This window comes from Mucilaginibacter sp. P19, assembly GCF_050632265.1.
GTDB lineage: Bacteria > Bacteroidota > Bacteroidia > Sphingobacteriales > Sphingobacteriaceae > Mucilaginibacter > Mucilaginibacter gossypii.
In genome coordinates this window covers 2,036,944-2,061,610 of sequence record NZ_CP192586.1, presented here as the reverse complement: position 1 = coordinate 2,061,610, position 24,667 = coordinate 2,036,944, and the positions used below count along the sequence as shown (strand labels likewise).

The following is a 24,667-nucleotide window of genomic DNA, read 5'->3' as shown; positions in this document are numbered from 1 at the left end:
TTAAAGCCAGACTAACTTATCCTTCTCGTTATTTTTTTAATGATAAAATATATTTAACGATTTCTTTGGCATCGCTTTCAGGCAATGAAGGGTGTGGGGTCATGGCTATGTTGCCCCAGTTGCCGCTACCGCCGGCGATGATCTTTTTAGCCAACATTTCGATATTAGCATCTGAAGCTTCGTATTTACCTGCTATATCCTGAAATGCAGGGCCAATAACTTTGGTGTCAACTTTATGACAGGTGCTGCAATCTAACGTTGCAATTAATTTTTCGCCGGCTGATGAACCTGCAGAACCACCTGCCGGTTCGGTGCCGGTTTTTGCTACTACAGTATCAGCATTGGCATCGGCAGCTTTAGCTGATTGGTTTGTACCGTTAGTGCTATCGCTACCACCGGTGTTTTTTGATGAATTTCCGCCACAGGCAGCAAACGCTGCGCTGATACAAAGAATAACGAATACTTTTTTCATAAAGATTAATTGTGGTTTATGATGATAACCTAACAGAAAATCTGTTCATTAACAATGCCCCTGCTGTTTTCATCATGTAATTTTAATTGGGTTGGTTAATCAGGCGAAAATTACAACTTTTTATCATAATTAAAGCCTCATTAAACCGATATAGCGCCTAATGAAGCGGTTTTTTTACGTGAGCGCATATAAATTACCAATCCTATAAATGCAACGATTAATGCAATCGGGATAATCAGGGTAGTATTTAATACTTCAGGACCTGCCGCCGACCGTGCTGCATCAAACGCTTTAGCCATATCCGAGCCCGCCGGCGCCGACCGATAAGCGTCCAGACTGGCACCCGCCGGTAATTTTGAAGCCATGATTTTATCGTAAAAACCGCCCATAAACATCATATAAATAGATACCCCGAACATACCGGCCCCGCCCATCAGGTTTAAACCTACGGCACCTGTACGCGGCAGGTTTTCGGCCACAAAGCCTATCATGCAAGGCCAGAAGAAAGCTACACCAAGACCAAAAACTACCGCTGCAAAATAGATAGCATCACCATGCAGGTGTACCATCAAATAAATGCCCAAAGCTGATAATACGGCCGAGATCAACAGTACCCCCTGTGGTGCCAAACGGTGAACTATCGGGCTTGCAAACGCGCGGCCCAATACCTGTACCGAGGCAACAAAAGTTAAAATAAGGATGGCGTTGTCCGTAACTGTTTTGAATAAAACGTCAGTCCACTGGTTGGTGAATAATTCGGTAATAGCTGTTCCGAACATACAAATGATCATGAACAGGAACAACGGGTTGACCAATGCCTTATACATATCCTCGGTACTTATACCGGCAGATACACGCTCGGTAACCGGGAAATCCAACTTCGAGAACAGGTAACCATAAGCAATGGTAGGGATCAGCATCAATGCTATCTCAATCTGCGAGATCCAGTACGGTTTAGGTGATACACCGTGAGCCAAAGTGGTATCCAGTCCGAACACGATGAGCGTACCGATCACGATGCCCGCCGGAAACCAGAGGTGAAAGTGATTAAGCTTTGTAGTTTTATTATCTGTATATAGCGAAGCTACAAGCGGGTTACATGAAGCTTCAACCGTACCATTAGCAATACCAATCATTAAGGTAGAAAGAAACAGCGTCCAGTAGCCATTGGCAAAAATGGTAAGCAGGATCCCCACCAGGTGAAACACGAAAGCTGACACCAGCAGCTTTTTCATACCGATGATATCGACAATAAAGCCGCCTACAATGATAGCCAGCGGAAAGCCCCAGAAAGCAGTTGCTGCAATGGTGCCCAGTTGCGAAGCGTTCAAATGAAATCTTACGCCCTGGTCATTCAAAATCCCGGCACGGATACCGAATGATAATGACGTTACCAGCAACGACAGGCAGCTTGCCCTGAATAGCTGTGTACGGTTAATAGTTTGCATTTTAAATTATTTAAGGTTATTTGATAATTGGTTAATTGGCTGTATCAAAATGCTTTTTGCCGAAATTATTTCAGCTGTATGTTTCCTTTTAGTAAAATCCCATGTTTTACCGATGGGCTATTTTATGATTAAATAAAGTCATTATCGCGAGCGCAGGCCTGTTATCCTTAGCCTGTCGAAGGGTCGCGCGTAAAGGCCTCCCACCATGCTTCGGCAGGCTCAGCATGACACTCGTTTTTGATCTGGCATTTGTAGATCCAGACTTACGAAGTTTTAAATCATGTCGTCATGCTGAACTTGCTTCAGCATCCCACTTGCCAGGCAGCCATGCTAAGCACTCGCATACCTATCTTGTGGGGTGCCGAAACAAGTTCGGCATGACGTTTTTTACGATTTTATAATTCCGAAATCAAAAATCCCAATTCCGAAATCAAAAAATTATATCCCTAACGTTTTCCTGTTGAAAGCGTCATCAGAACCCGATGCGGCGAAATCATCAAAAGCTCGTTCGGTTACACGGATAATATGATCTTTAATGAATTGGGCACCTTCCCTTGCACCGTCTTCAGGATGTTTGAGCGCACATTCCCATTCAAGCACCGCCCATCCTTTGTAATCATATTGTGTTAATTTACTGAATATCGATTTAAAATCTACCTGACCATCACCCAATGAGCGGAAACGGCCTGCGCGGTTAACCCAGTTCTGGTAACCACCGTAAACACCCTGACGACCTGTTGGATTAAACTCGGCATCCTTAACATGGAACATTTTAATGCGCTCATGGTATAGGTCGATATATTCCAGGTAATCCAGGCACTGTAATACAAAGTGCGAAGGATCATACAGTAAGTTAGCACGTTTGTGGCCTTTTACATGATCAAGGAACATCTCGTAAGTGATACCATCATGCAGGTCTTCACCCGGGTGAATCTCGTAGCAAAGGTCGATGCCGTTTTCCTCGTAAACATCCAGTATCGGCGTCCAGCGTTTGGCCAGTTCGCCAAAAGCAGTCTCAACAATCCCGGCAGGGCGTTGAGGCCACGGATATACCATTGGCCAAAGCAGGGCACCACTAAAAGTTACCGATGCATTTAAACCTAAATTTTTTGATGCCTGTGCAGCATATTTCAATTGCTGTATAGCCCATTTTTGCCTTTCGGCCGGGTTACCGCGTAAATGCTCGGGTGCGAAACCGTCGAACAGATCGTCATAAACCGGATTTACCGCTACCAGCTGGCCTTGAAGGTGGGTTGATAGCTCAGTTATTTCTAACCCTGCGGCGTTAACTATACCTTTAATTTCATCAGCATAAGTTTTGCTTTCGGCGGCTTTTTGCAGGTCGATAAAACGGGTATCGTTTGTTGGCAGCTGCACACCTTTGTAGCCTAAACCCGCTGCCCACTGGCAAATAGATTCAAGGCTGTTAAATGGTGCCGCGTCTCCTATAAACTGTGCTATAAATATGGCAGGTCCTTTTATAGTAGTCATGTTGTTTGTTTTAAATAGATGGTGGATTAAATAGTGAAATCAGTCCATTTGGCATCTGATTTACCTGATGCTATCACATTTTCAATAAAAGCCATTCCCCGAACGCCTTCTTCGATACCCGGAAAATCAAGTTCTTCGGGAGTGGCCTGCTTACCTTCCAAACCGGCTTTAACTGTCAAAGCAAAATTACGGTACAGGTTGGCGAATGCCTCCAGATAACCTTCGGGGTGACCGGCAGGCGTACGTGTATTATGCTGCGCGAATGAGCTGGTATACCCCCGCCGGTGCGCCAGGTTTCGGCAGGCTTATCGGTATACATTACAGTTAATGAGTTAGCATCGCTCTGGTGCCATTCCAAACCGCCTTTTTCACCATAAACCCTGATCTTCACATTATTTTCTTCGCCAGCCGCAATTTGGGTAGCTGTGAGCACGCCGCTTGCACCGTTGTTAAATTTTAACAACGCCGCGCCATCATCATCCAGCTTGCGGCCTTCAACTACAATGTTGATATCGGCACAAATTTTAGTAACCTGTAAGCCGGTAACGTATTCGGCAAGGTTAAAGGCATGTGTACCTATATCACCCATGGCACCGGCAATCCCGCTTTTACCCGGATCGGTACGCCAGGAGGCTTGTTTGTTATCTTCTCCTTCTAAAAAACTGCTCAACCACCCCTGCGGATACTCAACATAAACCTTCCGTATTGTACCTATGGCGCCTGCTTTAATCAATTGCTTAGCTTCCTTAACCATTGGGTAGCCTGTGTAAGTATGTGTAAGGCAAAATAGTTTGCCAGATGTACTAACTACTTTTTCCAGTTCCTTAGCTTCCTCAAGCGAAAAGGTCATGGGTTTATCAAGCACCACATGAAAACCGTTTTCGAGCGCCATTTTGGTTGGGGCAAAATGCACATGGTTAGGCGTTACAATGCTGATCACCTGCACACGTTCGTTCTCGGGCAGTTGCTTTTCTTTTTCAATAAGTTCCTGGTATGAGCTATATGAGCGGCTTGCCGGTAAGCCAAGCAAAAGGCCGCTGGCCTGCGATTTTTCGGCATTACTGCTAAAAGCGCCGCAAACCAGTTCATACTCACCATCAATACGGGCAGCTATGCGGTGTACGGCACCAATAAAGGCACCTTGTCCGCCGCCTATCATTCCTAATCTTAATTTCATTTGTTTTTGTTGGGGTTGATGTTTTTGATGATTAAACGCTTCTCAATCGATTGTATACATCAAAAACAGCATTATTACATAATGCTGTTTTTGATAGCAATTCAAATTTTGTAAAAATCAAAGGTATAATCAATTGATATTGCAATTTTTTAGGTTGCCCAGGCTTTATCACCTTTTTTGTATGGCAGGTTACCGTCATATTTACCAGGAACGGCTATATAACGTAATGCCTGTGTGGCACCCGGTTTTGAAGTGAAGAAACCCAGCAGGGTTAATTCCTTCAGCATCCTGAAATAATGGTTAGGATCTTCGGGCTTTTTGGTTTTGGTATAGTCTTTTTGTTCTTTGTCAAGCGCAGTTAATAGTTCGGTACGCTGCTCCGGAGTGGCCTCCAAAAACTTTTTACCAAATTTTTTGTCGCTTGCATCATTCAGGTCTTTAAGGCCTTTGGTGAAAATTTTCTGATCATCGGCAGTATAGCAATCCTGTACCATTACGGTCATAAATTTGCCAATTTCGGCAGCTTTAGCCCCAGGGGTTGAGGTTGCAGGCAAAATGGTTTCGCCAATTTCATCCATCAGGGCTACATCATCCTGTGTAAAAAGGTCGTTTACTTTCGGCGAAGATGATTTACATCCGGAGATGAAGAACTCGGCGCCGATGATGGTACCGCCAAGGATCAAACCTACCCTGCCTATCGCTTCTCTTCTATTCATGTTTAATTATTGATTTACTGAATTAGTTGGGTTAGTGAATTAGTGTTTACCAGACTTACGAAGTTTTAAAAACTTCGTAAGTCTTTCCCCAACTAATCACGTATTCCTAAATTACGCTTTTAACACGAAACCTTCGCGGTAATCGCGTTTTATATATTGGTTAACAGCATCAAAGTTGGTAACTTTCATAGCCTGGTTATCCCAAACCAATTTTACTCTGCCGCCATTTAGCTCATGACCGCGAACCGCAAGGTTAGCCATCAATAGCGCCTCAGTAAGCGGACCAGCCTTATCAAACGATGAGCTTAACTCTGTTTTACCATAACCTGCTATACATCCTTCAACCCACTGTGCGTAGTGGCCGTTAGCGCCGCCCGGTACACGTGCCCATTTCTGCGGAGCTTTAGCGCTTTTGGTAAGCGATTTCGGCAATAATGTTGCTGCATCAGAATAGGTGCTTGCATACATTTTACCTTTTGTACCGATAAACAATGTACCGTTACCTTCTTCACCGCCAAAATCTTCGCTCGCTAATAATTCAGCAGGCCTTTCTGGTTGGATACCACCGTCCATCCAGTGCAGTGTAACATCACCTTTGGTTTTATCGGTTTTAGGGAATGTTAACGTGATGTGGCTTGATGGAGGGCAGCTTTCAGGGAAGTGGCCTTCTTTAAACTCATCTACATAAACACTGCCAACACTGGCCTGTACATCCTTAGCATACTGAATACCCAACACGCGGAAAGGAGCTTCAACCAGGTGACAGCCCATATCGCCAAGGGCGCCGGTACCGTAATCCCACCAGCCGCGCCAGTTAAATGGTACCAGTTTATCAACATAATCTTTTTTAGGTGCTGTACCCAGCCACAGGTCCCAATCCAACTCTTTAGGGATATTTGGTTGGGGCGGTGGCCATGCAATGCCTTGCGGCCAAACGGGGCGGTTTGTCCAGCAGTAAACTGTGTGCACATCGCCAATCAGGTCGGCATCATACCATTCCGACATTAGGCGTGTACCATCATTTGATGCACCCTGGTTACCCATTTGTGTAACCACTTTATACTTTTTGGCAGCCTCTGTTAGTAAACGGGCTTCCCAAATATCGTGCGTTAGCGGCTTTTGAACATAAACGTGTTTGTTCAGCTGCATAGCATTGTAGGTAATAATAGCGTGGTTGTGATCGGGTGTTGAAACCGATACCGCGTCAAAATGCTTGTGTTCTTTGTCAAACATTTCGCGCCAGTCCTTATAATACTTTGCCTTAGGAAAATCGCTGCGTGATCTTGCTGCTCTGCGGTCGTCAACATCGCACAGGAAGGCGATCTCGGCCTTGCCGCTTTTGTAAAAATTAGCAATATCGCTTTGCCCTTTACCACCGGCACCTACGCCGGCAATCAATAACTTGTCGCTTGGAGCTATAAAACCTTTACCGCCCAAAACATGGCGCGGAACTATCATAAAACCAGCGGCCGCTATGGCGCTGCTTTTAATAAATTGCCGTCTCGACGGGTTTGGGGTTTTGTCCTTTTCTTCAGTCATAGGTGTTTTTATTAGGTTGTTTTTATGTGATGTTGGTTAAATTTCACCTTTTTTAAGGATCTCAACAGCATGGTTGGCTGCACGTGCGGTTAATGCCATATACGTGAGCGACGGGTTTTGGCATGCAGCCGAAGTCATACATGAGCCATCGGTAACAAATACGTTCTTAGCATCCCAAACCTGGTTCCACTCGTTCAATACTGAAGTTTTTGGATCACGGCCCATACGTGCGGTACCCATTTCGTGAATACCACGGCCAAGGAACGGATTAGTGCTTGAAGTTTGTACATCTTTAGCGCCAATAGCTTCCAGCATTTCTTTGCCGTCTTTTTCCATATCGATACGCATTTTCAGCTCATTCGCTTTCAATTCGGCATCAATGGCAACAACAGGCAAGCCCCATTTATCTTTTTTGGTTTTGTCGATGGTAACCTTGTTTTCGTGATAAGGCAATGTTTCGCCAAAAGCGCCCATACCTATATGCCATGAACCTGGCTCGGTCAATGCATCCTTAAACGCACCGCCAATGTTCAATTCGGCAATGTCACGGCTCCAGCCTTCGCGGCTTGCCGAGCCCTGGTAACCGAAACCACGGATGTAATCACGTTTTTCGCCGTTAAGGTTACGGTAGCGCGGGATATAAAAACCATTTGCACGGCGACCGAAATAATATTTATCCTCATAACCTTCGATCCTGCCATAAGCGCTAACATTAAGGTGGTGGTCCATCAGGTTGTGGCCAAGCTCGCCGCTGCTGCTGCCTAAGCCACCTTCCCAAACGTCGGTTGCTGAGTTCATCAGGATCCAGGCCGAGTTAATGGTTGATGCGTTTACGAATACGATCTTAGCGAAGTATTCATAAGTTTTATTGGTTTCAGCATCCAATACCTCAACGCCTTTGGCTTTTTTGGTATCCTTATCGTACAATATTTTGGTAACTATAGACCAAGGGCGAACGGTTAAATTACCGGTAGCCATAGCCGCAGGCAATGTAGCCGATTGTGTGCTGAAATAAGCACCGAACGGACAGCCCAACCAGCATTTGTTACGGTATTGACAGTTGGTACGGTTGTTATGCGGTACAGTGATATTAGCCGTACGACCGATGATCATGTGACGCGCTTCTTTATAAAATTCTTTCAAGCGTTTTGAAACGTCTTTTTCAACCACGTTCATTTCCATAGGCGGCATAAAATCGCCATCAGGAAGGATAGGTAAACCATCTTTATTACCGGAGATCCCGGCAAACTGCTCAGCGTAGCTATACCACGGAGCGATGTCTTTGTAGCGGATAGGCCAGTCGACAGCAATGCCATCCTTTAAGTTGGCTTCAAAATCAACATCAGCCCAGCGGTACGATTGGCGTCCCCACATCAGTGAGCGGCCTCCTACGTGGTAACCACGGAACCAGTCAAAACGTTTAATTTCTGTATAAGGACTATCTTTATCACTTGCCCAATAGTCAAGGTTGGTTTCATTTAACGGATAGTCGCGTTTAAGAACCGGGTAATCATCAATCATTTTCTGGGTACGGCCGCCTCTGTGCGGAAATTCCCATGGATCTTTGGTTGCGTTTACGTAATCTTTAATGTGCTCAATATTACGGCCACGCTCAAGCATGATGGTTTTCAAACCCTTTTGTGTTAGTTCCTTGGCAGCCCACCCGCCTGAAATTCCTGAGCCAATGACTATTGCGTCATAAGTGTTTGCAGACATACGAATAATATGATTAGTTAAATTTGTTTAGTACTTGGTTGTGTCGTTAAATGTATGAATAAAATTCATTTTCCAAATATTACATTGTGTTTTTTTTACACGAAGCCTTTAGTTGTAGTAGCACTGGTAGTAAGTTTTAGTAGCAGTAGCACTGGCAGTTGCAGTTAGTTTCCCCTACATATTTGCTGTTTTCTACAACTTTTACTTTTAAATAGCTGCTACTTTTAACTGCAACTGCTACTATTTAAATAACCGCCACTCAAAACTACACTATATATTCCCCTTCTTCATCTCGCTCATGGCATAATCGGCGGCCCTTGCCGTAAAGGCCATATAAGTTAGTGACGGATTTTGGCACGAGGTTGATGTCATGCTGGCGCCGTCGGTAACAAATACGTTTTTAACGCTATGCACCTGGTTCCATTTGTTTAATATCGATGTTTTAGGATCATTCCCCATACGGGCACCGCCCATTTCATGAATATCAAGCCCCGGTGCTCGTTTATCGGTACTTGCTTTAATGTTAGTAAAGCCCGCGCTGGTGAACATCTCAGTTAACTGCTCCACATAATCCTTCTTCATCTTCTCGTCGTTATCGTCGTAATCAATGTTCATCTTTAATAACGGCACACCCCAGGCATCTTTTTGCTTGTCATCAAGACTTACAAAATTGCTTTCCTTCGGGATGGTTTCGCCCATCATGTGCGAGCCTACACGCCACGGGCCAAGCTCTTTGTTAGCCAGGTTATCTTTCAGACTGCTACCTACGCCGTCCCAACTACGCTGCGGGGATCTGTAAGCGCCAAAGCCTGAAGCATAACCGCGTAAAAAGTCGGTTTCTTGTTTGTACACATTCCTGAACCTTGGGATATACCCCCCGCCGGCAGGGTTACGGCCATCTGTAGTCCATTCCTTTGCACCATCATACTCGGCTCCAATATGGGCCGAATAATTATGGAAAGCTACATATTTACCCAGCACACCGCTATCATTGCCCAAACCATTAGGGAAGCGGTGTGATTTAGAATTAAGCAATATCAGGTTGGTATTTAACGCCGCTGCATTGACAAATATTACTTTGGCGTAGTAGTCGATAGCTTCTTTGGTATTGGTATCAATAACCCGCACACCGGTAGCTTTACCCAGCTTATCATCATATATAATAGATTCCACTACCGAAAATGGCCTTAATGTGGCGTGACCAGATTTTAAAGCCCAGGGGATAGTGGTAGCGTTAGCGCTGAAATAGCCACCAAAGGGGCAGCCACGCTCACAGATCGTTCTCCTTTGGCATTGTACCCTGCCCTGATCAAGGTGGATTTGATTAGGGGTTGACAGGTGGGCGCAACGAGCGCTGATCACATGTCGGTTTTTATACTTACTTTTTACGTGATCTCTGAAATATTCTTCAACAGCATTTAATGGGAATGCGGGTAGGAACTCACCATCCGGCAATTCGGCAATGCCATCACGGTTACCCGAAATGCCGGCGAATTTCTCTACATAACTATACCATGGTGCAATATCTTTGTAACGGATAGGCCAGTCTACCGCGAAACCATCGCGGGCGGGGCCTTCAAAATCAAAATCGCTCCAACGCTGGGTTTGGCGCGCCCAAAGCAGGGATTTACCGCCAACCTGGTATCCGCGGATCCAGTCGAAGGGTTTATCCTGAATGTATGGGTGCTCTGCATCTTTAACAAAAAATGCGCGGCGCTTTCTCCAAAAGCATAACAGCGGTTTACAATAGGATTGGCTTCCTGTACAGCCATCGGCAATTCGCCCCGGTGTTCAAACTCCCAGGGGTACATATTGGTAGTCGGGTAATCCTTAATGTGCTTCACATCGCGGCCACGCTCCAGTATCAATGTTTTTAACCCTTTATCTGCAAACTCTTTAGCAGCCCATCCCCCGCTCATGCCCGAACCAATTACTATCGCGTCGAAAGTGCGTTCTTTAACGCTGTCGATATTTAAATTAGCCATTACTTATACTGCTTGCTTTTGTTTGTAAGGGAAATGCGCATTGTACCTGCCCGGCACAAGCTCATATACCACCTCTTTAGTCATAAAATATTTTGAATTGGTATAACCGTTTATGGTTTGCCTTTTTACTATGCTGTAAAACTTCTTAAGCTCGGGCGAATACTTGCCTGCAGGAGGAGTGGCAGGTGCAGCATCTTTTTTATCACTGTTTTTTCTGGCCGCCTCTTCTTCCGCTTTACCTTCTTTTTCTATATCCAGCAAAAATACTTCGCGGGTTTTAGTATCAAGCTGGTCAAACGTTTTACTATATAATTTTTGAGATTGATCTGCGAAATGGTCCATGCCAGTTACAAATGCCTGCTGATCTTCCTTTTTATAGCAGTCATCCACCATCTTCAACACAAATAAATGCAGCTGCAGGTCTTTGGCACCCGGCGTTGTTGTTTTAGGTATAATAGTTTCTGCTACATTGCCTATCAACTGTTCCTGATCGGCAGTGATATCAATATTTTTGAGTGCAACCTTCGACTTTGCTTTATCCTGCGAACAGGCCGGGAGCAATGCAGCCCCTCCTATTATTAAAGCCAGGTTTTTAATGACGGTACGCCGGTCCATTGTTTAAACTAAATTGTTTTAGCTAAGCCCATTTATCTGCCACAAAACTTTCAACTTACTGAACAGGTAACGAGAAAGGCTTAATATGATTTATAATGTGTTCCCAAACTTAATAATTACAATTCAAAATAAAAGGCTGTAAAAATTAAATCTTCACGGGTGTAAGTTAGTCTTATACTATTAATAGCCCCATTTTTTCATGATTTGTAAATCAATTTTTACACAATCGATTGGGTCTTTGCCCTGGTATGCTTCCTGCTCAATAATGAACAACGAGGTGCCGCCTTTTTTTGCCCCAGCCTTTACAATATCCCTAACAGGCAGGATCCCCGCGCCTAAAATAGTACTCTCAGTATCATCGCCACCATGAGGCGGTACTTTAATTTCGTCCTTTACGTGCATGGACTGGAAACGGCCGGGATATTTATTGATAAACTCCAACGCCCTGCCACCAGTAGTGTACATGTTGCCGATATCTATTTGCTGGGCCACCAAAGCCGGATCGGTATTTTGGATGATATAATCATAAAGGGTAATATCCCCTACTTTGGTACTGATCTCAAAGTTGTGGTTATGGTAGCCAAACATCATGGATGATTGCTTGCAAAGCTCACCGCATTTGTTAAACTGCTCCATAGTGCGTTTCAGGGCATCGGTATCTGTACGTACCTTTTCATCAAGCCAGGGGCTTATCACAAACTTTTGCCCCATAGTGGCCGCGTCTTCAACAGTATACTTCCAGGCATCGGTAAAATCATTTTTGGCTGCATCCCAGTGCTGAGGTGTCATTACGGTATGGCCGCTTGGCATTTTAAGGTCAAGATCGGCCAGGATCTTTTTAAATTCTTTGGCGGTATAGCCGTAAAATTTTCTGTCGATGTAATTTGCATGCTCCACATGTGCATAACCTGCATCAGCTATCTTTTTAAGCGTTCCCTGCGGATCGGCCTTCATGGCATCGCGTACACTATAAAGCTGCACCCCTACCCGTTTAAGCTTACTATCCGTAGCGGCAAATAAACTATCAGGAAGTAGTGCCGCCCCGGCTACTGCCATTGCGCCGGTTTTTAAAAATGATCTGCGTGATGTATACATGGTTATATGTTTAAGGTTATTTTGCAATAGGAAATACAGGAAACAATAAATCAGAATTACTTACAAATGCCAGGTGCTTGCTATCCGGCGCCCATGACGGGGTATTGATAGTACCCTGACCGCCGTATAAATAAGCTACCACTTTTGAAGGGCCTCCGCCTACCGGCATCAGCCTTAAATAGACATGCTTATAAAAAGGATGGTCGCCGGGGGATACTTCGTTTTTCAGGAAGGTAATATAAACTATCCATTTACCATCCGGCGAAATATGCGGGAACCAGTTGTTATAATCATCATTAGTAAGCTGGGTTTGTTCACTACCATCGGCTTTCATGCGCCAAACCTGCATCAGGCCGCTGCGCACCGAATTAAAGTAGATGTATTTTCCATCGGGCGAATATTCGGGGCCATCATCCAAACCGGGCGTGTTGGTAAGGCGCTCTTCGGGACCACCAGCGGCGGGGATGCGGTAAACGTCAAATTCCTTATTGCGCTCACCGCAAAAAACGATGTACTTTTTATCAGGCGACCAGCCATGCATATAACTTGCGCCGTGCCCGGTTTGGGTTACCCGTGTAGCCTCGCCACCGGCCGAAGAAACTGTGTATCCTATTGATGGGCCACCATCGCCGCTGCTGATAGCCAGCATTTTGCCATCGAAGGAAAGCACATGGTCGTTATTATTATTTTTAGCGATGCCGGTATTGAGTACCGTTGGTGTATGCGATTTAAGATCGAATTTATACAATGAGCCTTCGCTGTTATAAATGAGTGATTTGCCATCAAGCGTCCAGTTTGGTGCCTGAAGTGATTTTGGTGATTGATAAACCACCGTGGCATTCTGACTTTCAAGGTCAAGCAACTCAATGGCGCTGCCTAAATATTGTTTATAAGGAATCAATGAGGCCGGTGCGGGTGTAACTATACGTACGTTATTGAATACAGCTTTCTCGGTAACATCCGCATTGTGCGAGCAGATGAAAATGCCTACATAAACGTCGTCGCCCAGGTCAAGACCGGTTACTTCCTCGCTCACAAAGAGATCGCCTTTGCGGGCTACCGACATGGTATAGGTATTACCTTTGCGTTCCAACTGGATCACATCGGCCGCAGTGATGGATGCCTTCTTTTCTTCGGTAATGCCGCTTACCGTTTTACGGTATTGCAACGAGGTTAAGCCATCTCCATGCACAACGGCATTGATATGTTTTGAATTTGAATCAAGCGTGGTGCGAACCATTAGTCCAACCTTGCGATGCGCTTCAAAACCTTTGCCTATAAATGCGGCGTTGGTGCGAAGAATGAAATCGCCTTTCATTTTCTTCCACACAAAGTGAAAATCATCATGCGTAGCCCAGATATTCTGGCCCGAACCAATAAGCGTATATTGCTGTAATTTAGCGTCATATACACCGCTGCCCTGATGCTTGACCGTACCAACATCGGTTTGGCCTTCAAATATTCCTACGTCCTGAGCACTAACCCGGGCAGAAAACAAGGCAATGCAAGCTATGCATAACACAACATTTAATATTTTACAGCGCATTGGTTTGGTGTTTAGTGTACACTATAATCGGTTCACTAAGGTATATAATCAATTCGCTATTAAGATAGTACTATTTTAACAATTCTCCACATTTTTGATATATAGCCAGATTTTTACAAAGTGTAATTTTAACACGGAGAGGAGGTTAAAACAGGACGCTGTTGTTATTGGTATTGTCACATTGCCGTTGTTGGTGTTGTCACCAACAACCACCAGATAGGTTAACGCGTCGGATGACATAGAGCGGAGATCACCAGTTGAATTGCACAGCGCATAGTTGTTGGTGACAACACCAACAACGGCAAAAGTTTTTCAATTCCCTCCCCTGGGAGGGGTGTGGTAGGAAATGTGTAATGGCAGGGAGGGGTTCATCTGCTATTTCCGGTATAGGCAAAGCGATGAAACCCCTCCCTACACCCTCCCAGGGGAGGGAATCGCACAATCCAACGCCTTTTCTTCTTTCCACAAGATGACGATGACAATACTAACAGCAGCCAAAGTGGCGGCAAACCAAACAAAAAGGCCACAGCACTTATCTTGCTATGGCCTTTTAATGTATTTAATAACAGCTTATTCCGCCGCTACCAATATTTCAGCAACTGGTATAGCCGCTGGCGATACTACCGGTCCCGGCGTACAATATTCCTTCAAAAAATCAGCTTTTGAATCGCGGTATGAGCTTACAGCTCCCAGCATACTCATCATTTTAATATAACACCAGGCCAAATCAAACTGATATGGCTTAAAGCCAGAGCGGGCGCTTTTAGGATATAAATGGTGGTTGTTATGCCACTCACCTGCTACATAACCCGGCCACAACTGATTGATTGACATATCCTCGCGGTTATGGTCGATACCTTCACGGCGCATATCTTTTCCTTTTCCATGACCTTCGTAGTTAAATGTACGTACACCAACTGCCCAAATGCCGGCAGAGCCAAATACAGCACAAGCTAATGCCGGTCCGCCTAAAAGGTAGAAAGCTGTAAACCAAAAGCCCCAGTTCAGTATAATACCAATTATGGTTCGGGTTGGATTAGCCAGGGTGCCCCATTTTTGATACTGCTTGTAAGTATTTGTATTTACCCCCGTGTGTTTCATCAGGTTAACACATTTTTTGTAAGTGACTTCGTCCATGTTTCGTGCTATGGGCTGATGATTAACATCTGCTAAAAAGCAATACATAAAACCACCTTGTGCATTGTAAGGATCGCCCGGCTGATCAGATAAAGCGTGGTGCACATGGTGCGATACTGCGTAGATTTCTTCAGGGATGATCTTCAATGTAAGGTTCTGGGTAAAAAAACGCCAGAATTTATTTTTAAAGGTGTAAGCTCCGTGAGTGCAATACCGGTGGTGCCAGATTGTACCATGGGTGCCCATAATAATCATACTGTATACGAAGGCAACAATAAGCCCGGTGATACTGAAATATTTAAAGATGAACAGCCCCAGGAACGGCACTAAAGCCAGCACCAGCGACCAGCTTAAAAACGAAAGCCAGTTTTTTTATCCCTGAATACATTTAGCCGTTTAAAAAATTCTTTTACAATTTGTGTGTTAGTAGGTTTTGAGAGGTTGCCAAGCCCATCTGTCCAACCATATGCAGGTGGTTCGAGCACAGTGTTTAAAAATGCCATTAAGTGTTTGGGAGATTAGTTTAAAATTGTCGGAGAATTGTTATAAATTGTCACAATATAGTAAAAAGTACCTACTGCTTATACGTAACAACGGGATAAATAGATTTAAATTACCCAACAAATGATTAAAACTTTTTCAAAATAATTAAATTTCTTTATAAGAAATTATAAAAGTTAATATCAGCTACATATTACTTAATAAGCATTAATCGTATAGCAGACCATTAATTTAAAATAGGAATAATTTTTGAGGAAAGTTTAATCCGTTACCAAGGGAAGACTAAAACTGAAGGTACTGCCCCTGTTCAATTCTGAATTTACCCAAAGCCTGCCGCCGTTAAACTCAATAAGCTCCTTGCATAAAAACAAACCAATGCCGGTGCCTTTCTCGCCGGAAGTACCTGTTGCTGTATATTTCGTATTAAGGCTAAATAACTTGCCAAGTTTTTCTGCAGGAATACCGTTGCCGGTATCGTTAACACTGATCACCACCATACCTTCATCAACGGTGCTTAGCAAACTAATAATACCGTAATTGCCCGTAAACTTAATAGCATTACTAACCAGGTTACTTAAAACTACTTTTACATGCCTTTCATCGGCCTGTACACACATCCCGGGTAAAGCCATGTTTTCAAACCTGATATTTTTTTGCTGAAAAAGGTAACTAAAAATCCTCCCGATTTCATTGCCAATTAAATAAATATCGACTGCTGATGCTTCAAGATTAACGCCTTTGATTTGGCTGCCCGCCCATTCAAGCAGGTTTGAAAGGGTTAATTCGGCACCCTGTACTACCGGCTCTATTTCCTTCATCAGGTCCTGAACTTCATCATCGCTTAAAACACGGGTGTTGTATAAACGTAATATAGAATTCAGATTAGCAAGCGGTGTACGCAGGTCATGCCCTATTACAGCCAGTAACTTATCTTTAAGATTATTAATATTTGCCAGGTTTGCCGATTGGTCTTCTATCAGTTCTTTTTGAATTAATAAGGCTTTATGCTGCTTGCGCATCCGGTTATTTAAAACCCGCTTTTGTTTATAAAGGTAATAGGTAACCGACAAAGCCAATATTACAACCAGCAATGAAATAAGCAGTGTAATGATTATAACCTTTTGCAAATGAATTTTTTCGCGGTATTGCCCTGCCTTTTCCTCAACCGCGGCAATAGCATTAAGACGGCTGTTGAGCTCAAAATAACTCTGTATGAGCTCGGTACTTTTACGCTTATTGGCAGCGCTAACGCTATCGAGCGCCTGGGTGTACTTTTTCTGATAGACTAACGACTGTACCATATCATGCTTTTGCTCAAAGCTGTAGGCCATGGTTTTATAAGCCGACAGAAATGCCATCCATAACACCGATGCTATCGGATAAATCCGCGCCTTTTTTTGCAAGGTCAACGGCTTTGTCAAACTGGTTTAACGAATTGTAAATAACAGCACGTTCAATAAATGAGATAGCCCTTAAACGCTTATTATTAACAATATAACTCATTTGCAGGGCAGTGTCTGAATAAGCGACCGCCTGTTGATACTGCCCTTTTAACCGATAAGCATTAGCCAGCCGGCTATATAATATACATATCGCGGGCTGGTCATTTACCGTACGGCTAAGCTGCATGGCAAGTTTGGCAAGAGCAATGCCTTTATCATATTGTTTAAGCCTGGCGTAAACAAATGAACGCTCGTTATAAACTTCGGCAAGCATTTTAGGATCATGACCGGCAAACCGGGCCGCGATGTCTAAATTTTTTATAGCCTTGCTATAGTTTTGCAAATCTGTATAAGCCCTGCCGATAGAACTATAACAGTGGGCCAGTAACAGCGGCTTGTTTTTGGGCAGATAATTTAAAGCCGAATTAAAATAAAACAAACTGATAGGATAGTATGACTGCGACCAGTACACATGCCCTAAATTTAAAAAAGCGGCGCCCGTACCTTCATTATATTTTATTTTTTCCGAAAGCAGCAAGGCATGTTCAGCACTTACCCTTGCCTCGTAGGGAGCACTAACATAGGTTTCCTCAACCAATTTGTTAAGGCTGTCGATGGTTTTGATTAGTGACGGCGATTTTTCCGGCTCAATTCCGCTTGTTTTTTGCGCATAAACAGTACTATGCATTAATAACAGCAATAATAAACCAAGGGGCCTTGTCATTCGCTAACAGTTTCAGACTGCAATCTAACAATAAACTTAATATAGGCAATAGCTATCCGGCAACAATGCACCGCTCGCCCTGCAGCAGTTCAATACAATTCTCGTAGTTATCGGGCATTTGAATTTGTTCAACCTCTTTCATATAACTCTGCTTAATCTCTTTACGGCGGCGGGCTTCAATAAAACGCCTTACCTGTTCCCGGTTTTCCAAAACCAGGCCGGGCACTTTGGCCGGCTTGTTAAAATCATCTTTAGCTACCATAGTAAAATAGCTGGTGTTGGTATGTTTTACCGAATGGTTTTTGATATTTTCAGATATCACCCGGATCCCTACCACCAGCGAAGTATTGCCTACATAGTTTACCGATGCCATGAGCGATACCAGTTCCCCTACTTCCACGGGCTGCAAAAAATCCACAGTGTCGATAGATGCTGTTACACAATAATTACCGGCGTGTTTGGCGGCACATACATAGGCTACTTTGTCCATGAGCGAAAGCAAGATCCCTCCATGGATCTTTCCGCCAAAATTGGAATACGAAGGGATCATCAGTTCGGTAATGGTGGCCTGCGAAAATGCCACGCTTTTATAGCCGTCTATATCGGGTAAGGGGTTCATAATATATGGTAATATAGTATAAGGTTAAGCACTAAAATACAATATATGCAACATTAGTATTACATAGGGTTAAATAGTTAAACCTTCGTTAAACTTTAATGGTCAATAACCTAAATTGACCCTAAACTATGAAAAAACACTTACTGCTCGCGTTTATCGGTATTCTTTTTTATCAACTGCCTATGCCCAGCAAGCCCGCGAAGTGCGTGGTACGGTAGTTGACAGCGTGGGCGCCGTACCCGGAATTACGGTAAAACTGATATCCGACAAAGACAGCGTAGTGGTAGCAACCAGCACTGCCGGGGCATTTTATTTCCCCGCCGTTGCCTCCAAAAACTTTAAACTCACCATCAGCGGTATCGGTTACCAGCCCTTTACCCGCCGTTACGTAATGGATAACGATACCAAACCCATTAACCTCGACCCCATCAAAGTAAAGGTACAAACCAATATGCTAAATACGGTAGTTGTTTCGGCAGTGATCCCTATCACGATTAAGGAGGATACCGTAGAATATAAGGCCAGCGCCTATAAGGTACGGGAAGGATCGCCGGTGGAAGACTTACTTAAAAAACTGCCCGGCGTAAGTGTTGATAAAGACGGCAATGTAACCGCGCATGGCAAACAGGTTACCAAGGTGCGGGTTAATGGTAAGGATTATTTTACCGGCGATGTACAAACCGCCACCCAGAACCTGCCTGCCGATATTGTGGAAAACATACAGGTGATTGACGATTACGGCGACCAGGCCAACCTTACCGGCATCAAAACCGGCGACCCGGACAAGATCCTGAACATCACCATACAAAAGGGAAAAAGTAAAGGTAATTTTGGCCAGGGCAGCGTTGGCGTTGGTAATGACGACCGGTATCAGGCCCGTCTTTCGGCCAATTCATTTTATGATGCAAGGCAACTGGCAGTTATAGGCACCTGGAATAACAATAACACCAATAGCTTCAACCTTGGCAGCAGCGGTGGCGGCGGCGGTCGGGCCGGACGAGGAGGTGGCGGAGGCGGCAGCAGCGCGGGCGGGGTGAGTACCGCCAATGGTATTACTACCAACCGCTCCATAGGTACCAATTACCGCGATGACTGGAGCAAAAAAGTTACCGTGTATGGCAGCTATAGTTTTGCCGATAAAGACAGGGATATTAACAGCACAACCTTGCAGCAAAACCTTTATCAATCGGGTAATATCATCAATATGGACAACAGTACTAACCATAACCATGGTATCAACCACCGTTTTGATTTCAATATCGAGTACAAAATTGATACGTCTAACTATATCAAAATAAACCCGGGCTTTTCATACGCCACTGCCGAAAACATGAGTACCGATACCTTCAGCAATACCCGTAACCAAAGTTTAGTTACCGGCAATGAGCTGGCTCTCACCAATAATTCATCACAAACAGGCAGTCTTAATGTACTTTATAACCACAAGTTCCATAAAAAGGGACGGAATTTCAGCGTCAATGCCAATGTAAGCTATTCTAAAAACGATCAGGAACTGAATGATAAATATACTACCCGGCAGGATACCGTGGTAACGCCATTGTTTCAGCAGATCAACTCTGATAATCAATCGCAAAGGGTAAGCCTGCATTTTTCATACATCGAACCTGTTGGCAAAACAACTTACCTCGAAAGCAATTACAGTTATAATTATTCAAATACCGATAATAACCGCTACAACTACCGGGTTGATCCTGTAACAGGCAATCAAACCTACGTTGATTCATTGAGTACGTTGTATAACTACCAGTTCATCACCAACCGCATCGGGTTAAACCTTCGCGGGATACAACCTAAATATAATTATACGCTGGGCCTGGCTGTTCAGCCTTCAAAACTTGACGGGGAATCGCACAATTTTCATACCTCCACATCTACCTTTAATATCATCCCTACGGCAAGATTTATCTATAACTTTTCAAAAAACCATTCATTCTCGTTCAACTATAGCGGCTCAAATGCCCAGCCATCATTTAGCCAGCTGCAACTTCAGCCCGATTATTCAAACCCCCAAAACAGGGTTTATGGCAACCCTGACCTGAAACCCGAATTCACCAACAGCTTTAATGTGCGTTATAACCAGTTTGATATTGCCAGCGGCAATTCACTGTTCGCCAGTTTATCATTTGCCGAAACCCAGGATAAAATAGTCACCAATTCGGCCCCTGTTACCGATAGCACCCAAAGCACAAAAGGCAACAATACCATACAGGCAACCCGCTATATTAACACCAACGGTTTTTATAATGTAAATGGCAACTATTCATTTTCAAAACCATTCGCCGAACGCAAGTACACCGTATCCTTAAACGGCGGCGCAAGCTACAACAACAACATTTCATATATTGAAAATCAGCGTAATGAGGGTAAAAACTGGGTACTTAACCAGGGCGTTAAGCTAAGGGTTGATCTTGACAGCATTATGGACAGCGAGATCAGCGCTAATTACAGCATTAATACTACCCGTTATAGCCTGCCGTCCTCATTAAATACCGATGCCCAAACCTGGACATTAGGGCTCGACGGCCGCAATTATTTTTTACAGTTGGGTGCTTGGTTACAGTTTAACTCAAACCATCAATCACGGTTTCAGCAGTACCGTAAAAGCGAACCCCACCCTGCTGAGCAGCTACCTGGAATACCAGTTTTTAAACAAGCATATAGCCTCGCTTAGGTTCCAGGCTTTTGATATTTTTGACCAGAACAAAGGTATAACCCGCACCGCCGTAGGTAACCAAATCATTGATACACGCACCAACCGGCTGGGCAGATACTTTATGCTGAGCTTTACGCTCCGGCTTCAAAAATTTACCGGCAGTCGTCCGCAAGGCGGGCGTAATGGCGGCGGCAAGGGCTTTGGTGGCTTTGGCGGCGGTCGGCGTGGAGGCAGGGGATAATTTGTATCCTGCTTTTTTTGGAGATACGTGAGCCGCTGTTATATATTTACAACAATCTATATTCCTGCATTGAGAAAGCTTATTTTAACCTTTATATCGATACTATTTATCGGCAGCACATTTGCGCAAACCAAGGATGCTGCCGCTGCAAAAACTGCCCCGGAAACCGTTGTTGTAAAACATCGCCTCACCGATTCGGTAGTTGAACGGTTTAACGTGCTTAAAACGAACAGAGGCATAAGGCAGGGGCTATACCAGGCCCTTTATCAAAAAAACTATGCCCTGGCCAGCGGTTACTATGATAATGATAAACGGACCGGCGTTTGGCACTTTTTCGACAACCGCGGACACCTGGTACAAAATTTCGACTACAGGACCAACCAGATCACCTATGAAGCACCTGAAGACAGTACTTCAAACCTGCAGTATTTTGTTGATGTAAAACTTAATGATTCGGCCAAAACAACCAAACCACTTAAAGTAGGCGGCAGATTTTTTGGCTACCTCCCCTATCTGAACTTATTTAAGCTTCCGCCCGATTTAATGAACCTTAACCCTAATGTATCATTTGGAGCGGTAGAGCTATTGATTAGCCCATTGGGGAGGCTTGCATCATTTAAAGTGCATGTGTACAGCGGCTCGTTCAAGAAAACATTCAATATGAGCATTGACGTACCCGACCCTGCCGATAAAATCTTTGTACCGGCTACTGTAAACGGCGAAGCAGTTGGTTGCCGTGTGCTTATTAAGTGCGCATTCAGAAACGACGGGGGGCTGGAATTCTATTAAGCAGGCAAGCCCCCTCTAAATCTCCCCGGACGGGAACACTTTAATAGCAACAAAATAAAAAGGTTCATTTAGCATTATGCTAAATGAACCTTTTTATTTAAAGCCCTCTCCCTTTAGGGGAGGGTTGGGTGGGGCTTAGTGAGCGTGATGACCATCCGGGCCGTGAGCGTGGCCGTGTGATAATTCTTCGGGAGTTGCAGGGCGTACGTTAAGGATATTACCTTTAAAGTGCAGTTCCTGACCAGCCATTGGGTGGTTAAGGTCAACAATAACAGCATCTTCGGCAATTGAAACTACCATAGCCTGGAAACGGTGGCCCTGGTTATCCTGTAAAGGCAAAATGCTGCCAATTTCAGGGATTTCAGTGCCCTGAAACATTTCTTTTGGCAGGTTGGCTACTGCTTCTTCATCATATACGCCGTAAGCATCTTCGGGAGATAAGCGAAACTCGTACGCATCACCTGTTGAAAGTGTGCTCAGGTTATCTTCAAATTTAGGCAGCATTTGTCCTGCACCAAATAAAAAGGTTAACGGTTGTTCCTGGGTGGTACTTTCTACCAAAGTTTCGGTACCTGTGTTTTCGCGGTCTACGTACAAATCGTAGGTTAATGATACTACGTGCTGAGGTGCAATCTTCATTGTAAATTGTTTTTAGTTGTAAAATCTGGCTTCAACTTCTTTTATGGCATCGGCCGGGTTATGAGCAGGTAATCCGCAGGTTTTATCTTTACAAATGAAAATTTGCGTTGATGCACCAAACTTATCCTGCAGCAAAGGTAAACTTCCTGTATTACCGCCCAACATAATTTTATTGGGGATGTAATTATTTTCCATTTCCTTTCTGAAAGTTTCCGCTCCGGCACCTGTTATCGCAATTTCATTTATTCCAAACACCTCATCCAGCAAAAGCATCACCCAGTTTGAATAGGCCGAACCATACTTTGCCAGCTGTGGCATCACATTGCGTAACAACTGCGCCGAAACTTCAATGTAACTTTCGTTATCAAAAAGCAAGCCTAACTTTTTAAGCACCCGTGCCATAACCGAATTAGAGGCAGGTATCACCCCATCCATAATTTCAGATTTGCGGGCAATCAGCTGTTCATCATCATCGGCCGTAAAAAAGAAAATGCCCTTTGCTTCATCATAATAGTGGGCTATGGCTGTATCTGCAAGGCTTTTGGCCTGCTGCAGCCAATGCTCATTAAAAGTAACCTCATATAAGGCAATGAGCCCATCGACGATATTGGCATAATCATCTAAAAATGCCACAGGTTTATCCGGTGACGATGTGGCGCAGTAAACACGTGATAACCTGCCATTTTGGCCAAGCAGGTTATTTAAAATAAACCCGGCATTGTTCAGCGCAAGCTCAAGGTACTCCGGCTTATTAAACGTGCGGTAAGCATCGCTCAGGCCTTTCAGCATAAGGCCATTCCACGATGCCAGGATCTTGTTATCCAATCCCGGCCGTACGCGTACGCCGCGGGCATCAAATACTTTTTGACGGGATGCAGCTATTTTGGCAAGCAATTCATGGACAGGCAGCCCTAATTTTGCGGCCAGATCTTCATCGCTGTCCTTCCGGAACAATACGTTCGATTCCTCCTCTTCCCAGTTGCCATTCTCCGTAATATTGTAGTAGATACTGAACAAACCGGCTTCAACGCCTAAAATCTCTTCAATCTCATTTTTGGTAAAAATATAGAACTTGCCTTCCTTTCCTTCACTATCCGCGTCAAGCGCCGAATAAAATCCATACTCAGGCGACATCAACTCACTTGTACTGAAAGTGATGATCTCATCAACAATTTGTTTGTACAATTCATCTGGCTGCCAGGTGTAAGCTTCGGCATACAGGCTAATAAGCTGGGCGTTATCATACAGCATTTTTTCAAAATGTGGTACATGCCAGCGCCCATCAACCGAATAGCGTGCAAATCCACCGCCAACATGATCATAAATCCCCCCGAAAGCCGTTTTATGCAAAGTAAGTTTCACTTGCTCCGCTATTTCATCATCTTTCATTAAATAGCCATAGCGCATTAAAGCCTGCCAGTTATTTGGCATCGGGAATTTGGGCGCGTTGCCGGTGCCACCCTCCTGCTTATCAAAATATCGTTTCCAATTATTTACAATGGCTTGCAAATCGGTCTTACTGTATTGCGCCTGCGCCACCACAAATTCTATCGACTCATATTTTTGAATCCCTTCGGTAAGGCGAACCGCGTAGTCTTCGGCCTCTTCGGGCTTTTGTTTGTAGAAATCGGCCAGGTTAAAGAGCAGCGACGTCCAATCGTTTTTACGGAAGTAGGTCCCACCGTAAATAGGCCTTTGATCGGGCAGGCAAATACAATTAAGCGGCCAGCCGCCCCTGCCGCTCATGAGTTGTACGGCGCTCATATAAATCTGGTCAACATCGGGGCGTTCTTCCCTATCCACCTTAATACAAACAAAATATTCGTTCATTACGGCGGCTACAGCTTCATCTTCAAAGCTTTCGTGCTCCATAACATGGCACCAGTGGCAGGCCGAGTAGCCGATGCTTACCAAAATGAGCTTATTTTCGGCTTTGGCTTTATCAAGGGCTTCTTTGCCCCAGGGGTACCAGTTTACCGGGTTATTGGCATGTTGTAATAAATAGGGCGATGTGGAATTGACCAGGCGATTCATATAGCTGTGTGTTTGCTGCAAAAATGCAGATATAATTGCACCTGTAAGTTAAATGGAATTTATTTAG

Annotated in this window: 19 protein-coding genes and 1 pseudogene; 2 read left to right on the top strand and 18 right to left on the bottom strand. The window is 44.2% G+C overall.

Going from position 1 to position 24,667, the window contains the following annotated elements:
• Positions 1-28: 28 nt before the first annotated feature.
• The 16 genes and pseudogenes from ACQ86K_RS09815 to ACQ86K_RS09740 all read right to left on the bottom strand — a co-directional run bounded on the left by ACQ86K_RS09815 (position 29) and on the right by ACQ86K_RS09740 (position 18,223).
• Complete coding sequence (locus tag ACQ86K_RS09815; RefSeq protein ID WP_091175416.1) at positions 29-472, bottom strand: c-type cytochrome; 444 nt, start codon at positions 470-472, stop codon at positions 29-31.
• 140 nt (positions 473-612) lie between these two features.
• Positions 613-1,920 carry an MFS transporter gene (locus ACQ86K_RS09810; RefSeq protein ID WP_091175419.1) on the bottom strand — a complete coding sequence of 436 codons (1,308 nt, stop codon included), beginning with the start codon at positions 1,918-1,920 and terminating at the stop codon, positions 613-615.
• Positions 1,921-2,358: 438 nt separating this feature from the next.
• Complete coding sequence (locus tag ACQ86K_RS09805) at positions 2,359-3,411, bottom strand: sugar phosphate isomerase/epimerase family protein (RefSeq protein WP_091175421.1); 1,053 nt, start codon at positions 3,409-3,411, stop codon at positions 2,359-2,361.
• Positions 3,412-3,437: 26 nt separating this feature from the next.
• On the bottom strand, positions 3,438-3,590 hold the full coding sequence (locus ACQ86K_RS09800; RefSeq protein ID WP_431200261.1) for a hypothetical protein: 153 nt from the start codon (positions 3,588-3,590) through the stop codon (positions 3,438-3,440).
• Positions 3,587-4,588 (bottom strand): Gfo/Idh/MocA family protein, encoded by a 1,002-nt coding sequence (locus ACQ86K_RS09795; protein WP_431200260.1) that lies wholly within the window; start codon positions 4,586-4,588, stop codon positions 3,587-3,589. The genes ACQ86K_RS09800 and ACQ86K_RS09795 overlap by 4 nt, the downstream gene beginning before the upstream one ends.
• A gap of 149 nt (positions 4,589-4,737) precedes the next feature.
• Positions 4,738-5,304, bottom strand: a complete 567-nt coding sequence (locus ACQ86K_RS09790; RefSeq protein ID WP_091175423.1) for a gluconate 2-dehydrogenase subunit 3 family protein — start codon at positions 5,302-5,304, stop codon at positions 4,738-4,740.
• Positions 5,305-5,415: 111 nt separating this feature from the next.
• Positions 5,416-6,843: a Gfo/Idh/MocA family protein gene (locus tag ACQ86K_RS09785; RefSeq protein ID WP_091175426.1), complete on the bottom strand. Its 1,428-nt coding sequence runs from the start codon at positions 6,841-6,843 to the stop codon at positions 5,416-5,418.
• Positions 6,844-6,879: 36 nt separating this feature from the next.
• Complete coding sequence (locus ACQ86K_RS09780) at positions 6,880-8,559, bottom strand: GMC oxidoreductase (protein ID WP_090524591.1); 1,680 nt, start codon at positions 8,557-8,559, stop codon at positions 6,880-6,882.
• Between the two features lie 270 nt (positions 8,560-8,829).
• Positions 8,830-10,544 (bottom strand): annotated as a pseudogene (locus tag ACQ86K_RS09775) (GMC oxidoreductase).
• Between the two features lie 3 nt (positions 10,545-10,547).
• Positions 10,548-11,159, bottom strand: a complete 612-nt coding sequence (locus ACQ86K_RS09770; protein WP_431200259.1) for a gluconate 2-dehydrogenase subunit 3 family protein — start codon at positions 11,157-11,159, stop codon at positions 10,548-10,550.
• Positions 11,160-11,339: 180 nt separating this feature from the next.
• Positions 11,340-12,254 carry a TIM barrel protein gene (locus ACQ86K_RS09765; RefSeq protein WP_091175478.1) on the bottom strand — a complete coding sequence of 305 codons (915 nt, stop codon included), beginning with the start codon at positions 12,252-12,254 and terminating at the stop codon, positions 11,340-11,342.
• A gap of 16 nt (positions 12,255-12,270) precedes the next feature.
• A complete protein-coding gene (locus tag ACQ86K_RS09760) occupies positions 12,271-13,800 on the bottom strand; it encodes a TolB family protein (protein ID WP_091175432.1) in 1,530 nt (509 codons plus the stop codon).
• Between the two features lie 570 nt (positions 13,801-14,370).
• Positions 14,371-15,276, bottom strand: coding sequence for a fatty acid desaturase (locus ACQ86K_RS09755; RefSeq protein WP_431200258.1), 906 nt, complete (start codon positions 15,274-15,276; stop codon positions 14,371-14,373).
• A gap of 422 nt (positions 15,277-15,698) precedes the next feature.
• On the bottom strand, positions 15,699-16,796 hold the full coding sequence (locus tag ACQ86K_RS09750; protein ID WP_431200257.1) for a sensor histidine kinase: 1,098 nt from the start codon (positions 16,794-16,796) through the stop codon (positions 15,699-15,701).
• Positions 16,774-17,604 (bottom strand): tetratricopeptide repeat protein, encoded by an 831-nt coding sequence (locus tag ACQ86K_RS09745; protein WP_431200256.1) that lies wholly within the window; start codon positions 17,602-17,604, stop codon positions 16,774-16,776. The genes ACQ86K_RS09750 and ACQ86K_RS09745 overlap by 23 nt, the downstream gene beginning before the upstream one ends.
• A 52-nt stretch (positions 17,605-17,656) precedes the next feature.
• Positions 17,657-18,223, bottom strand: a complete 567-nt coding sequence (locus ACQ86K_RS09740) for an acyl-CoA thioesterase (protein ID WP_090524579.1) — start codon at positions 18,221-18,223, stop codon at positions 17,657-17,659.
• Positions 18,224-18,338: 115 nt separating this feature from the next.
• On the opposite strand from ACQ86K_RS09740, the gene ACQ86K_RS09735 reads away from it, so the two are divergent.
• Both ACQ86K_RS09735 and ACQ86K_RS09730 read left to right on the top strand, forming a co-directional pair.
• Positions 18,339-20,915 (top strand): TonB-dependent receptor domain-containing protein, encoded by a 2,577-nt coding sequence (locus ACQ86K_RS09735; protein WP_431200255.1) that lies wholly within the window; start codon positions 18,339-18,341, stop codon positions 20,913-20,915.
• A 292-nt stretch (positions 20,916-21,207) separates the two neighbouring features.
• The gene (locus ACQ86K_RS09730) at positions 21,208-21,927 is read left to right on the top strand and encodes a hypothetical protein (RefSeq protein ID WP_143020895.1); all 720 of its coding nucleotides are present in this window, start codon (positions 21,208-21,210) and stop codon (positions 21,925-21,927) included.
• A 135-nt stretch (positions 21,928-22,062) separates the two neighbouring features.
• Here ACQ86K_RS09730 and ACQ86K_RS09725 read toward each other — a convergent pair whose 3' ends face one another.
• Positions 22,063-22,566, bottom strand: a complete 504-nt coding sequence (locus tag ACQ86K_RS09725; RefSeq protein WP_091175447.1) for an FKBP-type peptidyl-prolyl cis-trans isomerase — start codon at positions 22,564-22,566, stop codon at positions 22,063-22,065.
• Positions 22,567-22,578: 12 nt separating this feature from the next.
• Complete coding sequence (locus ACQ86K_RS09720) at positions 22,579-24,600, bottom strand: thioredoxin domain-containing protein (protein WP_091175450.1); 2,022 nt, start codon at positions 24,598-24,600, stop codon at positions 22,579-22,581.
• Positions 24,601-24,667: the final 67 nt, after the last annotated feature.

What these genes read in the sequence shown, in the direction of transcription:
- ACQ86K_RS09815 (WP_091175416.1), bottom strand. Translation starts at nt 472, where the DNA reads ATGAAAAAAGTATTCGTTATTCTTTGTATCAGCGCAGCGTTTGCTGCC.
- ACQ86K_RS09810 (WP_091175419.1), bottom strand. Translation starts at nt 1,920, where the DNA reads ATGCAAACTATTAACCGTACACAGCTATTCAGGGCAAGCTGCCTGTCG.
- ACQ86K_RS09805 (WP_091175421.1), bottom strand. Translation starts at nt 3,411, where the DNA reads ATGACTACTATAAAAGGACCTGCCATATTTATAGCACAGTTTATAGGA.
- ACQ86K_RS09795 (WP_431200260.1), bottom strand. Translation starts at nt 4,588, where the DNA reads ATGAAATTAAGATTAGGAATGATAGGCGGCGGACAAGGTGCCTTTATT.
- ACQ86K_RS09790 (WP_091175423.1), bottom strand. Translation starts at nt 5,304, where the DNA reads ATGAATAGAAGAGAAGCGATAGGCAGGGTAGGTTTGATCCTTGGCGGT.
- ACQ86K_RS09785 (WP_091175426.1), bottom strand. Translation starts at nt 6,843, where the DNA reads ATGACTGAAGAAAAGGACAAAACCCCAAACCCGTCGAGACGGCAATTT.
- ACQ86K_RS09780 (WP_090524591.1), bottom strand. Translation starts at nt 8,559, where the DNA reads ATGTCTGCAAACACTTATGACGCAATAGTCATTGGCTCAGGAATTTCA.
- ACQ86K_RS09770 (WP_431200259.1), bottom strand. Translation starts at nt 11,159, where the DNA reads ATGGACCGGCGTACCGTCATTAAAAACCTGGCTTTAATAATAGGAGGG.
- ACQ86K_RS09765 (WP_091175478.1), bottom strand. Translation starts at nt 12,254, where the DNA reads ATGTATACATCACGCAGATCATTTTTAAAAACCGGCGCAATGGCAGTA.
- ACQ86K_RS09760 (WP_091175432.1), bottom strand. Translation starts at nt 13,800, where the DNA reads ATGCGCTGTAAAATATTAAATGTTGTGTTATGCATAGCTTGCATTGCC.
- ACQ86K_RS09750 (WP_431200257.1), bottom strand. Translation starts at nt 16,796, where the DNA reads ATGGCATTTCTGTCGGCTTATAAAACCATGGCCTACAGCTTTGAGCAA.
- ACQ86K_RS09745 (WP_431200256.1), bottom strand. Translation starts at nt 17,604, where the DNA reads ATGACAAGGCCCCTTGGTTTATTATTGCTGTTATTAATGCATAGTACT.
- ACQ86K_RS09740 (WP_090524579.1), bottom strand. Translation starts at nt 18,223, where the DNA reads ATGAACCCCTTACCCGATATAGACGGCTATAAAAGCGTGGCATTTTCG.
- ACQ86K_RS09725 (WP_091175447.1), bottom strand. Translation starts at nt 22,566, where the DNA reads ATGAAGATTGCACCTCAGCACGTAGTATCATTAACCTACGATTTGTAC.
- ACQ86K_RS09720 (WP_091175450.1), bottom strand. Translation starts at nt 24,600, where the DNA reads ATGAATCGCCTGGTCAATTCCACATCGCCCTATTTATTACAACATGCC.